At 62.8% G+C, this 12,888-nt stretch carries 11 protein-coding genes; 9 read left to right on the forward strand and 2 right to left on the reverse strand.

Annotated features, from left to right (window positions below):
- Positions 1-7: 7 nt before the first annotated feature.
- The 9 genes from iolD (at position 8) to iolB (ending at position 11,602) form a co-directional block, all read left to right on the forward strand.
- Positions 8-1,933 carry a 3D-(3,5/4)-trihydroxycyclohexane-1,2-dione acylhydrolase (decyclizing) gene (gene iolD / locus ACOTZB_RS11980; RefSeq protein WP_421627229.1) on the forward strand — a complete coding sequence of 642 codons (1,926 nt, stop codon included), beginning with the start codon at positions 8-10 and terminating at the stop codon, positions 1,931-1,933.
- A 290-nt stretch (positions 1,934-2,223) separates the two neighbouring features.
- A complete protein-coding gene (gene iolG / locus ACOTZB_RS11985; protein WP_045325983.1) occupies positions 2,224-3,210 on the forward strand; it encodes an inositol 2-dehydrogenase in 987 nt (328 codons plus the stop codon).
- Positions 3,211-3,241: 31 nt separating this feature from the next.
- On the forward strand, positions 3,242-4,171 hold the full coding sequence (locus ACOTZB_RS11990; RefSeq protein WP_021241824.1) for a sugar ABC transporter substrate-binding protein: 930 nt from the start codon (positions 3,242-3,244) through the stop codon (positions 4,169-4,171).
- Between the two features lie 48 nt (positions 4,172-4,219).
- Entirely contained in the window at positions 4,220-5,767 is a 1,548-nt protein-coding gene (locus ACOTZB_RS11995) for a sugar ABC transporter ATP-binding protein (protein ID WP_047652664.1), read from the forward strand.
- Between the two features lie 11 nt (positions 5,768-5,778).
- On the forward strand, positions 5,779-6,807 hold the full coding sequence (locus ACOTZB_RS12000) for an ABC transporter permease (RefSeq protein WP_008502116.1): 1,029 nt from the start codon (positions 5,779-5,781) through the stop codon (positions 6,805-6,807).
- Positions 6,808-6,815: 8 nt separating this feature from the next.
- A complete protein-coding gene (locus tag ACOTZB_RS12005; protein WP_193805897.1) occupies positions 6,816-7,949 on the forward strand; it encodes a Gfo/Idh/MocA family protein in 1,134 nt (377 codons plus the stop codon).
- Between the two features lie 12 nt (positions 7,950-7,961).
- Entirely contained in the window at positions 7,962-9,866 is a 1,905-nt protein-coding gene (locus ACOTZB_RS12010; RefSeq protein ID WP_421627230.1) for a bifunctional 5-dehydro-2-deoxygluconokinase/5-dehydro-2-deoxyphosphogluconate aldolase, read from the forward strand.
- An 11-nt stretch (positions 9,867-9,877) separates the two neighbouring features.
- On the forward strand, positions 9,878-10,768 hold the full coding sequence (gene iolE / locus ACOTZB_RS12015; RefSeq protein ID WP_047652661.1) for a myo-inosose-2 dehydratase: 891 nt from the start codon (positions 9,878-9,880) through the stop codon (positions 10,766-10,768).
- Between the two features lie 9 nt (positions 10,769-10,777).
- A complete protein-coding gene (gene iolB, locus ACOTZB_RS12020; RefSeq protein ID WP_421627231.1) occupies positions 10,778-11,602 on the forward strand; it encodes a 5-deoxy-glucuronate isomerase in 825 nt (274 codons plus the stop codon).
- Positions 11,603-11,659: 57 nt separating this feature from the next.
- Here iolB and ACOTZB_RS12025 read toward each other — a convergent pair whose 3' ends face one another.
- Positions 11,660-12,403 (reverse strand): alpha/beta fold hydrolase, encoded by a 744-nt coding sequence (locus ACOTZB_RS12025; protein ID WP_193805902.1) that lies wholly within the window; start codon positions 12,401-12,403, stop codon positions 11,660-11,662.
- An 11-nt stretch (positions 12,404-12,414) separates the two neighbouring features.
- On the reverse strand, positions 12,415-12,882 hold the full coding sequence (locus ACOTZB_RS12030) for a DUF6130 family protein (protein ID WP_421627232.1): 468 nt from the start codon (positions 12,880-12,882) through the stop codon (positions 12,415-12,417).
- Positions 12,883-12,888 lie beyond the last annotated feature (6 nt).

The following is a 12,888-nucleotide window of genomic DNA, read 5'->3' on the forward strand; positions in this document are numbered from 1 at the left end:
AGGTTTTATGCAAACCGAACGTATGACCATGGCCCAGGCGCTGGTCCGGTTCCTTAATCAACAGTACGTCAGCGTGGACGGCAACGAAACGCCCTTCGTGGAGGGCGTGGCCACCATCTTTGGGCACGGCAACGTGCTGGGTATCGGCCAGGCGCTGGAGCAGGACCCCGGCCATTTGCAGGTAATGCAGGGCTGTAACGAGCAGGGGATTGCCCATATGGCGACGGGATTCGCCAAACAGCACCGCCGCCAGCGTATTTTTGCCGTTACCTCCTCGGTCGGGCCGGGCGCCGCCAATATGGTCACGGCGGCGGCGACGGCCACGGCGAACCGCATCCCGCTGCTGCTGCTGCCGGGAGATATCTATGCCAGCCGCCAGCCGGACCCGGTGCTGCAGCAGATCGAGCAGTATCACGACCTCAGCATCAGCACCAACGACTGCTTCCGTCCGGTCTCCCGCTACTGGGACCGCATCAACCGCCCCGAGCAGCTGATGAGCGCGATGTTAAGCGCGATGCGAACGCTTACTGACCCCGCAGATACCGGAGCGGTGACCATCTGCCTGCCGCAGGACGTGCAGGGAGAGGCCTGGGACTACCCGCTGAGCTTCTTCGCGCGTCGCGTGCACCACATCGAACGCCGTCCGCCCGATCCGCAGCGTCTGGCGCAGGCGCGGGCGCTGATCGCCCGCAAGCGTCATCCGCTGGTGGTGTGCGGCGGCGGCGTGCGCTATTCCGGCGCGCATGAGGCGTTTCGCGAATTTGTCGAGACGCTGCGGCTGCCGTTTGCCGAAACCCAGGCCGGAAAGGGAGCGCTGGTAAGTGACCACCCACTTAACCTGGGCGGCGTTGGGGTGACGGGCGGAATGGCCGCCAACCAGCTCGCGCCGCAGGCCGATTTAGTGATTGGCATCGGCACGCGCCTGACCGACTTTACCACCGGCTCCAAGGCGCTCTTTTCCCATCCGGACGTCGAATTCCTGCTCCTGAACGTGGCCGAGTTTGACGCCCTGAAGCTGGACGCCACCGCGCTGATTGCCGATGCCCAAACCGGGCTCCAGGCATTGACCCACGCGCTTGGGGATTACCGCAGCGGCTGGGGAGAGGCGATCGCTCAGGCGAAGTCCGTCTGGCGCGAGGAGTGCCGCCGCCTGTGGGATCGCCAGTGGCGCCCTGACGACGCGCCCGAAGTGGCGGGGCACCTGGATGCGCAGCTGGCGGAATACGGCGAGGTGCTCAACACCCGCCTGACCCAGACGCGGGTGCTGGGGCTGATCAACCAGCATATTGAAGATAACGCCATCGTGGTGGGCGCGGCCGGTTCGCTGCCGGGGGATTTACAGCGCCTCTGGCAGGTCAAAACGCCGGACAGCTATCACCTGGAGTACGGCTACTCCTGCATGGGCTACGAGATTGCGGCGGCCCTCGGCGCGAAGCTCGCCAGACCCGAACTGCCGGTGTACGCCATGGTGGGGGATGGCTCCTACATGATGCTGCACTCCGAGCTGCAAACCGCGGTACAGGAGGGGATTAAGGTCACCGTTCTGCTGTTTGATAACGCCAGCTTCGGCTGCATTAACAACCTGCAGATGGGGCACGGTATGGGCAGCTTTGGCACGGAAAACCGCCACCGCAACCCGAAAACCGGACGGCTTGACGGTCCGCTGGTGACGGTCGACTTCGCGCAAAATGCGGAGAGCTACGGCTGCCGCGCGTGGCGGGTGAACGATGAGCAAAGCCTGCTGGCGGCGCTTGAGGCGTCGCGGGCGCATCCCGGCCCGACGCTGCTGGACATCAAGGTGCTGCCGAAGACCATGACCCACGATTACGCCTCGTGGTGGCGAACCGGTGATGCGCAGGTGGCGGCGTCGTCTGCCGTGCGTGAGGCCGCTGAGCAAACCCAGGCGCAGGTGAAAAAAGCCCGCCAGTATTGAGTTTTTCCGTCTTAACGAAATTTTCATTTCATTTTTCTTTTTCCCCTCACCCTAACCCTCTCCCACCGGGAGAGGGGACGGATCGGTGTGGTTTTTTCTCCCTCGCCCCTTTGTAATGGCGGGGGCATCCCTACCGCCATGTTGTGAGATTGATAACAAAATTTATCTCATTCATCTCAAAAGTGTTAACCCGCACTCAAAAATATAATTTTCACTATTTATAAAAATGAAATAAATGTTTTATTTATAGGGTCGTTAGTTCACAGCATTCACCAACACCGGGAGCCGTTATGTTTAACATTGCTTTACTGGGCGCTGGCCGAATTGGCCAGGTACATGCAGCTAACATCGCCAGCCACGGCGCGACCACGCTCTGGTCCGTGGTTGACCCGAATCAGGAATTTGCCACCCGTCTCGCCGCGCAGTATCAGGCCCGCCAGCAGAGCCTGGAAGAAGCGATGACCGACCCTAACGTTCACGCCGTGCTGATCGCCTCCGCCACCGATACCCACGCGGACCTGATTGAAATGGCCGCCCGCCACGGCAAGGCCATCTTCTGCGAAAAGCCGGTACATCTCGACCTCGCCCGCGTGCGCGACTGCCTGAAGGTGGTCAAAGAGTACGACGTGCCGCTGTTTATCGGCTTTAACCGCCGCTTTGACCCGCAGTTCCGCCGCGTGAAAACCGACGCGCAGGCCGGGCGCATCGGCAAACCGGAATCGCTGCTCATCATCTCCCGCGACCCGTCTCCCCCGCCTGCTGAGTACGTGCGCGTCTCCGGCGGCATGTTCCGCGATATGACCATTCACGACTTTGACATGGCGCGCTTCATCATGGGCGAAGAGCCGGTGTCGGTGTATGCCCAGGGCAGCAACCTGGTGGATCCGGCGATTGGCGAGGCGGGGGATATCGATACCGCGTTTATCGTTCTGAAATATGCCTCCGGCGCGATGGCGACCATCGTCAACAGCCGCCGTTCATCTTACGGCTACGACCAGCGCCTGGAGCTGCACGGCTCCGAAGGGCTGCTGTGCGCGGGCAACATTCTGGAAAACCAGGTGCAGCATTACGGCAAACAGGGCTGCACCAGCGCGCTGCCGGAACATTTCTTCCTGCAGCGCTACAAATCCGCTTACGCCGCGGAATGGGAACACTTTGTCGCGGTCCTGCGCGGGGAAGCGGTGCCTGACTGCAGCGGCGATGATGGTGAACGTGCGCTGTACCTCGCGGATAAAGCGCTGGAGTCACTGCGCAGCCAGCGCGAGATCGTCCTCTAAACACAACAACCCTACACAGAGAGAAATAATAATGAAAAAACTGATCGTAGCCGCCCTCATCGCCATGACGTCCGGGGCCGCCCTCGCCGAAAACGAGCAAATTGTCTTCAGTACGCCAAACCTGGCCATGCCGTTTGAAGTTCACATGCAGCGCACGGCGGTGAAAGCCGCAAAAGAGATGGGCGTGAAGCTTCAGGTGCTGGACGGGCAGGGCAGCTCGCCGAAGCAGGTAGCTGACCTGGAAAACGCCATCACCCGCGGGGCGCAGGGCTTTATCGTCTCCCCGAACGACGTGAACGCGGTCTCCAGCGCGGTGGATGAAATTCAGGATGCGAAGCTGCCGGTGGTCACCCTTGACCGCTCCGTCGACAGCCAGAAGAAAGTGCCGCACTTTGGCGCCAACAACTACAAGGGCGGCCAGGCGATTGGCGATTTCGTCAAAACCAAATTCCCCAACGGCGCGGAGATCATTCTCCTCACCGGCCAGCCGGGCTCCTCTTCCAATATTGAACGCACCAAAGGGATCCGCGACAGCCTGAAGGCGGGCGGGGACAAATACAAGATCGTCGCCGATCAGACCGGCAACTGGATGCGTTCTGAAGGGATGCGCATCGTTGAAAGCGTTCTGCCTTCGCTGCCGAAACGTCCGCAGGTAATCCTCTCCGCCAACGACGACATGGCGCTGGGCGCGATTGAAGCCCTGCAGAGCCAGGGCGTGAAGCCGGGCGAAATCCTCGTGACCGGGTTTGATGCGGTGCCGGAAGCGCTGGCCCGCGTGCGCGACGGCTGGCTGGCGGTGACGGCGGATCAGCGTCCGGGCTTTGCGGTGCAGACGGCGATGAGCCAGCTGGTGGCCAACGTGCGCGAGAAAAAAGCCATCACCGGGGCCGACTACCCGCCGACGCTGATCACCAAAGAAAACCTGCAGCAGGCTGAGCGTATCGGTGAGGCCGGTAACTGATATGTCCCGAGCCGCCTCCGGCGGCTCAACATGAGGAGGAGCAGACCGATGTCGCAACCCTTACTGAAAGTGACCGACCTGGCAAAAAGCTTTTCCGGCGTCTGGGCGCTGAGCAGCGCCCAGCTGACCGTCGGCGCGGGGGAGATCCACGCCCTGCTGGGGGAAAACGGAGCGGGAAAATCCACGCTGCTGAAGGCGCTCGCGGGCGCGCAGCCGCAAACGCGCGGGGAGATCTGGTTCAACGGCGAAACGCTGCCGGTGGACGACTCCCCGGTGGAACGGCAGAACAAGGGCATTATCACCATCTATCAGGAGTTCAACCTGCTGCCCAACATGACCGTCGCGGAAAACATGTTTCTCGGACGCGAGCCGCGTAAACGGAACCTGATCGTCGACGAAAGGGCGGTCAACCAGGAGGCGCAGGTCATTCTCGATTATCTCCAGCTGAACGTTGCGCCGACCACGCCGGTCGCCCGCCTGAGCGTCGCCCAGCAGCAGATGGTGGAGATCGCCCGGGCGCTGACCCTCAACGCCCGCCTGATCATCATGGATGAACCCTCCGCCGCGCTGAGCGACAGCGAGGTGGAAAGCCTGCACCGCGTGGTGCGGGAGCTTAAAAACCGCGGCGTGAGCATTATTTACGTTACCCACCGCCTGCACGAAGTTTTTCAGCTCTGCGATCGCTTCACCGTTTTCCAGGACGGCCGCTTTACCGGCACCGGCGCGGTGGCGGAGACCAACGTCGAGCAGTTGATTCGCCTGATGGTCGGGCGCGACGTGGCCTTTAACCGTCGCCCCGCCAGCGAAACCCATCATGAGGACAAACCCGTCCGCCTGGCGGTGAAGGGGCTGAGCCGCGAAAAGCCGCCGCTGGATCCACACGGCATCGCCCTGCACGACATCAGCTTCCACGTCCACGCCGGGGAAGTTCTGGGCATTGCCGGGCTGGTGGGCGCGGGACGTACCGAAGTGGCGCGCTGCCTGTTTGGCGCAGACGCCTTTACCGCCGGGAGCTTTGAGCTGGACGGCGTGCCGTACCAGCCGCGCGACCCGCTGTATGCCCTCGATCAGGGCGTGGCGCTGGTACCGGAAGACCGCAAAAAAGAGGGGGCGGTGCTGGGGCTGTCGATTCGCGACAACCTGTCGCTCTCCTGCCTCTCCTCGCTGCTGCAGTGGCGCTGGTTCGTAAACACCCGCAAGGAGGACGACCTGATTGAGTCCTACCGCAAGGCGCTGCAGATCAAAATGGTCGACAGCGCGCAGGAGGTGCGCAAGCTCTCCGGCGGCAACCAGCAAAAGGTGATCCTCGCGCGCTGCATGGCGCTCAACCCGCGGGTGCTGATCGTTGATGAGCCGACGCGCGGCATCGACGTGGGGACCAAATCGGAAGTGCACCAGGTGCTGTTTGACATGGCGAAAAAGGGCGTGGCGGTGATCGTGATCTCCTCCGATCTGCCTGAGGTGATGGCGGTGTCCGATCGGATCATCACCCTCAGCGAAGGCCGGGTGACCGGCGAGATCCACGGTGACGACGCTAACGAAGAACGGCTGATGACGATGATGGCCATCAACCACAACGCCCTGAACGCGGCATAACGGAGTTTCTCATGACGCAGATGATTTCTAAAACGCAGGCCCCGGTCAAACGCGCCGGACGCATCGATCCCATCGCCTTCTTCGAGCGCTTCGGGGTGCTGATTTTCATGATCCTGCTGCTGATCTTCTTCCAGTCGCAGAACAGCAATTTTTTCTCTGAACGCAATATTTTCAACATCCTGACCGAAGTGTCCATCTACGGGATCATGGCCGTGGGGATGACCTTCGTCATCCTGACTGCCGGGATTGACCTCTCCGTGGGCTCCATTCTGGCGGTCTGCGCCATGACCGCGGCGTACGTAATTAAGGGCGACAACTTCACCACCGTCGACCCGAACGCCTGGGGCGGCATGAGCTGGCTGATTGGTCTGGGGATTTGTCTGGCGATGGGCACGGCGATTGGTTTCCTGCACGGTCTGGGCGTCACCCGCCTGCGCCTGCCGCCGTTCATCGTGACCCTCGGCGGGATGACCATCTGGCGCGGCCTGACGCTGGTGATCAACGACGGCGCGCCGATCGCCGGTTTCGATCAGGGCTACCGCTGGTGGGGTCGCGGGGAGCTGCTCGGCATCTCCATTCCGATCTGGATCTTCGCCATCGTCGCCCTCGGCGGCTATCTGGCGCTGCATAAAACCCGCTGGGGCCGCTTCGTCTATGCCATCGGCGGTAACCCGGAGGCGGCGCGCCTGGCGGGGGTGAACGTCAAGCGCGTGCTGGTCAGCGTCTACGTGCTGATCGGCTGTCTGGCCGGGCTGGCGGGCTTCATTCTGAGCGCGCGTCTGGGGAGCGCCGAGGCGGTGGCCGGGATCTCCTTTGAGCTGCGCGTCATCGCCTCGGTGGTGATCGGCGGCACCTCGCTGATGGGCGGCTACGGGCGGATCGGCGGCACCATTATCGGCTCCATCATCATGGGGATTCTGATTAACGGCCTGGTGCTGATGAACGTCTCGGCCTACTACCAGCAGATTATCACCGGATTAATTATCGTTCTGGCGGTGGCGTTTGATACCTACGCCAAGAGCCGTCGCGGCGCACTGTGAGGATCACGATGAAAGAGGTTCGTATTGGATTAATTGGCACCGGTTATATCGGCAAGGCGCACGCTATCGCCTACGCCCAGGCCCCGACGGTGTTCAACCTGCGCGGCAGGCTGGTGCGCGAGATGGTGGCGGAAGTCACGCCGGAGCTGGCGGCAGAGCGCGCGCAGGCGTTTGGCTTCAACCGCTCCACCGGGGACTGGCGGGCGCTGGTGGCCGACCCGGCCATTGACGTGGTGGATATTTGCTCGCCGAACCACCTGCATAAAGAGATGGCGCTGGAGGCGATCCGCCACGGCAAGCACGTCTACTCGGAGAAGCCGCTGGCGCTGAACGCCCACGACGCGCGCGAGATGGTAGACGCGGCGAAGCGGGCCGGGGTGAAAACGCTGGTGGGGTTCAACTACATGAAAAACCCGACGGCGCAGCTGGCGAAGGAGATTATTGCGCGCGGCGAGATTGGCGAGGTGATCCACTTCTACGGCACCCACAACGAAGATTATATGGCCGACCCGCTCTCGCCTGTTCACTGGCACTGCTTCAAAGAGACCGCCGGGCTGGGGGCGCTGGGCGACCTCGCGGCTCATATCGTCAATATGGCCCAGTACCTGGTCGGGGAGATCGAGCAGGTCTGCGGCGACCTGAAGATCGTGGTCCCGGCGCGCCCGGCGAAGGCCGGATCGTCAGAGATGATTGCCGTCGAAAACGAGGATCAGGCCCACGCGATGGTGCGCTTTGCGGGCGGCGCGCAAGGGGTTATTGAAACCTCCCGCGTTGCCTGCGGCCGCAAGATGGGGCTGTCGTACGTCATCACCGGGACGAAAGGCGCCATCAGCTTCACCCAGGAGCGCATGGCCGAGCTGAAGCTCTATCTGCATGACGATCCGGTGAATCGTCAGGGGTTCCGCACGCTTCTCGTCGGCCCGGCGCACCCGGACTACGCCGCGTTCTGCATGGGCGCGGGCCACGGGATTGGCTTTAACGATCAAAAAACGGTGGAGGTGCGCGACCTGGTGGACGGGATTGCCGCCGACGCGCCGATGTGGCCGGACTTCGAAGAGGGCTGGAAGGTGTCGCGCGTGCTGGACGCGATCGCGCTCTCTCACCAGGAAGGCCGATGGCTGAACGTGAACGACATTGTCTGATGAGGTATCAACGTGGAAAAGCAGTTTGATGTGATATGCATGGGCCGCGTGGCGGTAGACCTCTACAGTCAGCAGATTGGTGCCCGCCTGGAGGACGCGTCGAGCTTCGCCAAATATCTCGGCGGGTCGTCGGGTAACGTGGCGTACGGCACCGCGCGCCAGGGTTTACGTTCGTCGATGCTGGCGCGCGTCGGCGATGAACATATGGGCCGCTTCCTGCGGGAAGAGCTCAACCAGGTGGGCTGCGATACCAGCCATCTGATTACCGATAAACAACGCCTCACGGCGCTGGTGCTGCTCGGCATTAAAGACCGGGACACCTTTCCACTGATTTTTTATCGCGATAACTGCGCGGATATGGCGATTACCGCCAGCGATGTGGACGAAAGCTACATTGCCTCCGCACGTTGTCTTGCCATCACCGGGACTCACCTTTCTCATCCGCAGACCCGCGAGGCGGTGCTGACGGCGCTGGGCTATGCCCGCCGTCACGGCGTGCGCGCGGTGCTGGACATCGACTACCGTCCGGTGCTGTGGGGGCTCACCGCCTTAGGCGACGGGGAAACGCGCTTTATCGCCGCCGATAAGGTCACCCGCGAGCTGCAGGAGGTGCTGCACCTCTTCGACGTCATTGTCGGCACCGAAGAGGAGTTTCACATTGCGGGCGGCAGCACGGATACCCTGCAGGCGCTGGAGCAGGTGCGCGCCGTCAGTGACGCTGCGCTGGTCTGCAAACGCGGCGCGCTCGGCTGCTCGGTCTATACCGACGCTATTCCGTCCCGGCTGGACGACGGCCTGACGGTGACCGGCGTGCGCGTGGAGGTGCTGAACGTTCTTGGGGCGGGGGACGCGTTTATGTCCGGCCTGCTGCGCGGCTACCTGAACGACGAGGGCTGGGAGCAGGCGTGCCGCTACGCCAACGCCTGCGGCGCGCTGGTGGTCTCGCGTCACGGCTGCGCCCCGGCGATGCCGAGCAAAATCGAGCTGGATGACTATCTCTCCCGCGCCGCGATGGTGCCGCGCCCGGATCTTGACCCGCGTCTTAACCATCTCCACCGGGTGACCACCCGCCGCCGCGAATGGCCGGAGCTGTGCGTGATGGCCTTCGATCACCGCAGCCAGCTTGAGGATATGGCGATGCAGTGCGGCGCGTCGCTTAAGCGTATTCCGGCGCTGAAGCAGCTGATCCTGCAGGCCAGCCGCGAGGCGGCGAGTCGCGCCGGGCTGGAGGGCAAAGCCGGCCTGCTGTGCGACGGCACCTTTGGTCAGGACGCGCTGAACGCCATCACCGGGGAAGGGTGGTGGATTGGTCGTCCCATTGAGCTGCCGGGCTCCCGGCCGCTGGAGATGGAGCACGGCAACATCGGCACCCAGCTTATCAGCTGGCCGCAGGAGCACGTGGTGAAGTGCCTGGTCTTTTTCCATCCGGAAGATGCCCACGGCCTGCGCCTGGAGCAGGAGCAGAAAATCGCCGAGGTGTACCACGCCTGCTGCCGGTCCGGGCACGAGCTGCTGCTTGAGGTGATCCTGCCCGCGACCATGCCGCGCAGCGACGAGCTCTACCTGCGCGCTATATCCCGCTTCTACAACCTGGGCATTTACCCGGACTGGTGGAAGCTGCCGCCGCTCTCCGCCGACGGCTGGACGGCGCTGAGCGAGATTATCGAACGCCGGGACCCGCACTGCCGAGGGGTGGTGATCCTCGGTCTGGACGCTCCGGCGGAACAGCTGCGCGCCGACTTTAAAGCCGCAGCGGGGCAGACGCTGGTGAAAGGCTTCGCCGTGGGGCGCACGCTGTTTGGCGATGCCTCCCGCGCGTGGCTGAAGCACGATATTGACGATGTGCAGCTGGTGGCGCGCATCCGGGACAACTACCTGCAGCTTATCGCCTGGTGGCGCGAGCGCGGACACGCATAATGGAGACGACAATGAGTGTGCAATTAGGCATTAACCCGCTGACGTGGACGAACGACGATCTGCCTTCTCTCGGCGCGGAGACGTCGCTGGAGACCTGTCTGAGCGAAGGTAAAGAGGCCGGTTTTGCCGGCTTCGAGCTGGGCAATAAATTCCCGCGCGAAGCGCGCCTGCTTGGCCCCATCCTGCAGCGCCACGACCTGCAGCTGGTCTCCGGCTGGTACTCCGGCCGCCTGCTGGAGCGCAGCGTGGAGGAGGAGATCGCCGCCGTGCAGTCCCACCTGACGCTGCTGCGCGAGCTGGGGGCGAAGGTGCTGGTGTTTGCGGAAGTGAGCGGCTGCATTCACGGCGAGCAGCAGACCCCGGTGCATCTGCGCCCGCGCTTCCCGCAGGAACGCTGGAAGGAGTACGGCGAGAAGCTCACCGAATTTGCCCGCTATACGCAGCAGCAGGGCGTGCAGATTGCCTACCATCACCATATGGGCACGGTGATTGAATCTGCCGAGGACGTGGACAATCTGATGACTCACACCGGGGAGGCGGTCGGACTGCTGCTGGATACCGGCCATCTGACCTTTGCCGGGGCCGATCCTCTGGCGGTGGCGCAGCGCTGGGCGTCGCGCATCAATCACGTTCACTGCAAAGACGTGCGCGCCGACGTGCTGGCGGACGTCAAAAACCGCAAAACCAGCTTCCTCGATGCGGTGCTGAGCGGCGTGTTTACCGTGCCGGGCGACGGCTGCGTCGATTACCCGCCGATTATGCGGCTGCTGAAGGCGCAGGATTATCACGGCTGGCTGGTGGTCGAGGCCGAGCAGGATCCGGCGATTGCCCATCCGCTGACCTACGCCCGTCTGGGGTATAACAACCTGAGCCGCCTGGCGCGCGACGCCGGACTGATTTGAGGAGGAAACATGTCACGTCTGTTATCACGCTGGCAACAGCCGAACGCGGAGGGACGCACCCAGTCCGTCACGCCGGAAAGCGCAGGGTGGGGCTACGTCGGCTTTGAGGCGTATGAGCTGCAGGAGGGGCAGACGCTGACGCTGCCCGCCGTCAGCGAAGAGCGCTGCCTGGTGCTGGTCGCCGGGCGGGCCTCCATCCGCACGCCTTCCGCACAGTTTAACGACATCGGCGAGCGGATGAGCCCCTTCGAGCGCATCAAGCCGTGGGCGGTTTACGTCACTCCGCAGGAGTCGGTGCAGGTGAAGGCGCTGACGACGCTGGAGCTGGCGGTCTGCGCCGCGCCGGGCAAGGGCACCTATCCGACGCGGCTGATTGCCCCGCAGGATATCGACGGTGAAGCGCGCGGCAAAGGACATAACCAGCGCTACGTGCATAATATTTTGCCGGAAGATAAGCCCGCCGACAGCCTGCTGGTGGTGGAGGTGTGGACCAGTGAGGGCTGCACCAGCTCGTACCCGAGCCACAAGCACGACACGGATAACCCGCCTCAGGAGACCTATCTGGAGGAGACCTACTACCATCGCCTCAACCCGGAGCAGGGGTTCTGCATGCAGCGCGTCTATACCGACGACAGAACGCTGGATGAGTGTATGGCGGTCTATAACCGTGACGTGGTGATGGTGCCGAAGGGCTACCATCCGGTGGCGACAATGGCCGGGTATGACAGCTACTACCTCAACGTGATGGCGGGCCCGGTGCGTAAATGGATGTTCACCTGGGAAGAGGAGCACGCGTGGATTAATCGGGATTATCCCGCGAACAGGGAGCGCTGAAGCGGTCTTTTTTGCCGGGTGGCGCCGTGCTTACCCGGCATAAAGTCCGCAAAAATACTACTTTGCTTCAACCGCCTGCGCAATCGTCCGGGCGATAGCCTCCGGCTGGCTCACCATCGACACGTGGCTTGCCGCCACCTCGGCGGTTTTCGCATGGATCGTCTTCGCCATTGCCCGTTCAAGATCGGGGTTGATCATACGGTCATTCTTGCTGACCACATACCAGCTCGGTTTATCATGCCACGCCGCGTGGGCGACCTTTTCACCAAACGCCTCGGCCTTAATCGGCCCCTCCGTGGCTGCAATCGTATCTTGAATGACTGGCTTCACGTCAGGCGCGAAGTCATTTCTGACGGCTCCTGTCGGCAGGTATAAATAGCCGTCCGCCGTTTTGGCAATGCCCGCGCTGCCCGGCGGGGCAGGATAGCTTCCTGCCAGATCCACCGTCGACTGGCCGGAGTCCGGCGCGAACGCCGCCACGTATACCAGCGATTTGACCCGCGCATCGTTGCCCGCCTCGCTAATGACGGTGCCGCCCCAGGAGTGGCCTACCAGCACCACGTCACCCTCGGCGCGGGCGATAGCCCGTCGCGTGGCCGCAACATCATCTTTGAGCGACGTGAGCGGGAGCTGGACGGCAATGACTTCTGCGTGCTGCTTCTGCAAAAGGGTAATCACCTTATTCCAGCTGCTGCCGTCGGCAAACGCGCCGTGCACCAGCACGACGCTGGTATTACTCTGCGCAAAGGCGCTGGCGGAAAGCGCCAGCAGGCCTGCCGTGACTACAGAAAGTGCTTTCATCTTCAGACTCCTTAAAAATGGTGGACCGCCGCATGGGGCGGGACGGTGAATTCAACGGTTATGTGGTCGAGCGGCTTATGCGTCGGGTCGGCCAGAATTATCGTCACCTTGTGTTTACCGGCGGGCAGCCCTACCAGGATCACCGGTTCTCCGCTGGCGTCAGCCCAGTGCCACGGCGCGTCATCCACCACCACGTGAATGTGTCCGATGCGCGGAGTGACCTTGAGCGCTTCAGGGCCGAATACCGGCTCGATACGCAGGTTTTCGGCACGGTACTGGATAAACACCGCGCCTTTGCTCAGTGGCCCGGCAAGCGGGGGATCGACGATCAGCTTTGCGGGCGGCTGCGGCTGCGCCAGCGGGGCAACGGCGGCGGGGCCGTTCACGTCCGCGGCGCTCAGGTTATCCAGCGGTGTGGCCTGGGCATGGGCTACAGATGCCAGGACAAGCAGGGGGAAAAGTGCATAGCGACGAATCATGGGTTC

This window comes from Enterobacter cloacae complex sp. SHL020, assembly GCF_049236945.1.
Classification (GTDB): Bacteria; Pseudomonadota; Gammaproteobacteria; order Enterobacterales; family Enterobacteriaceae; genus Enterobacter; species Enterobacter dykesii.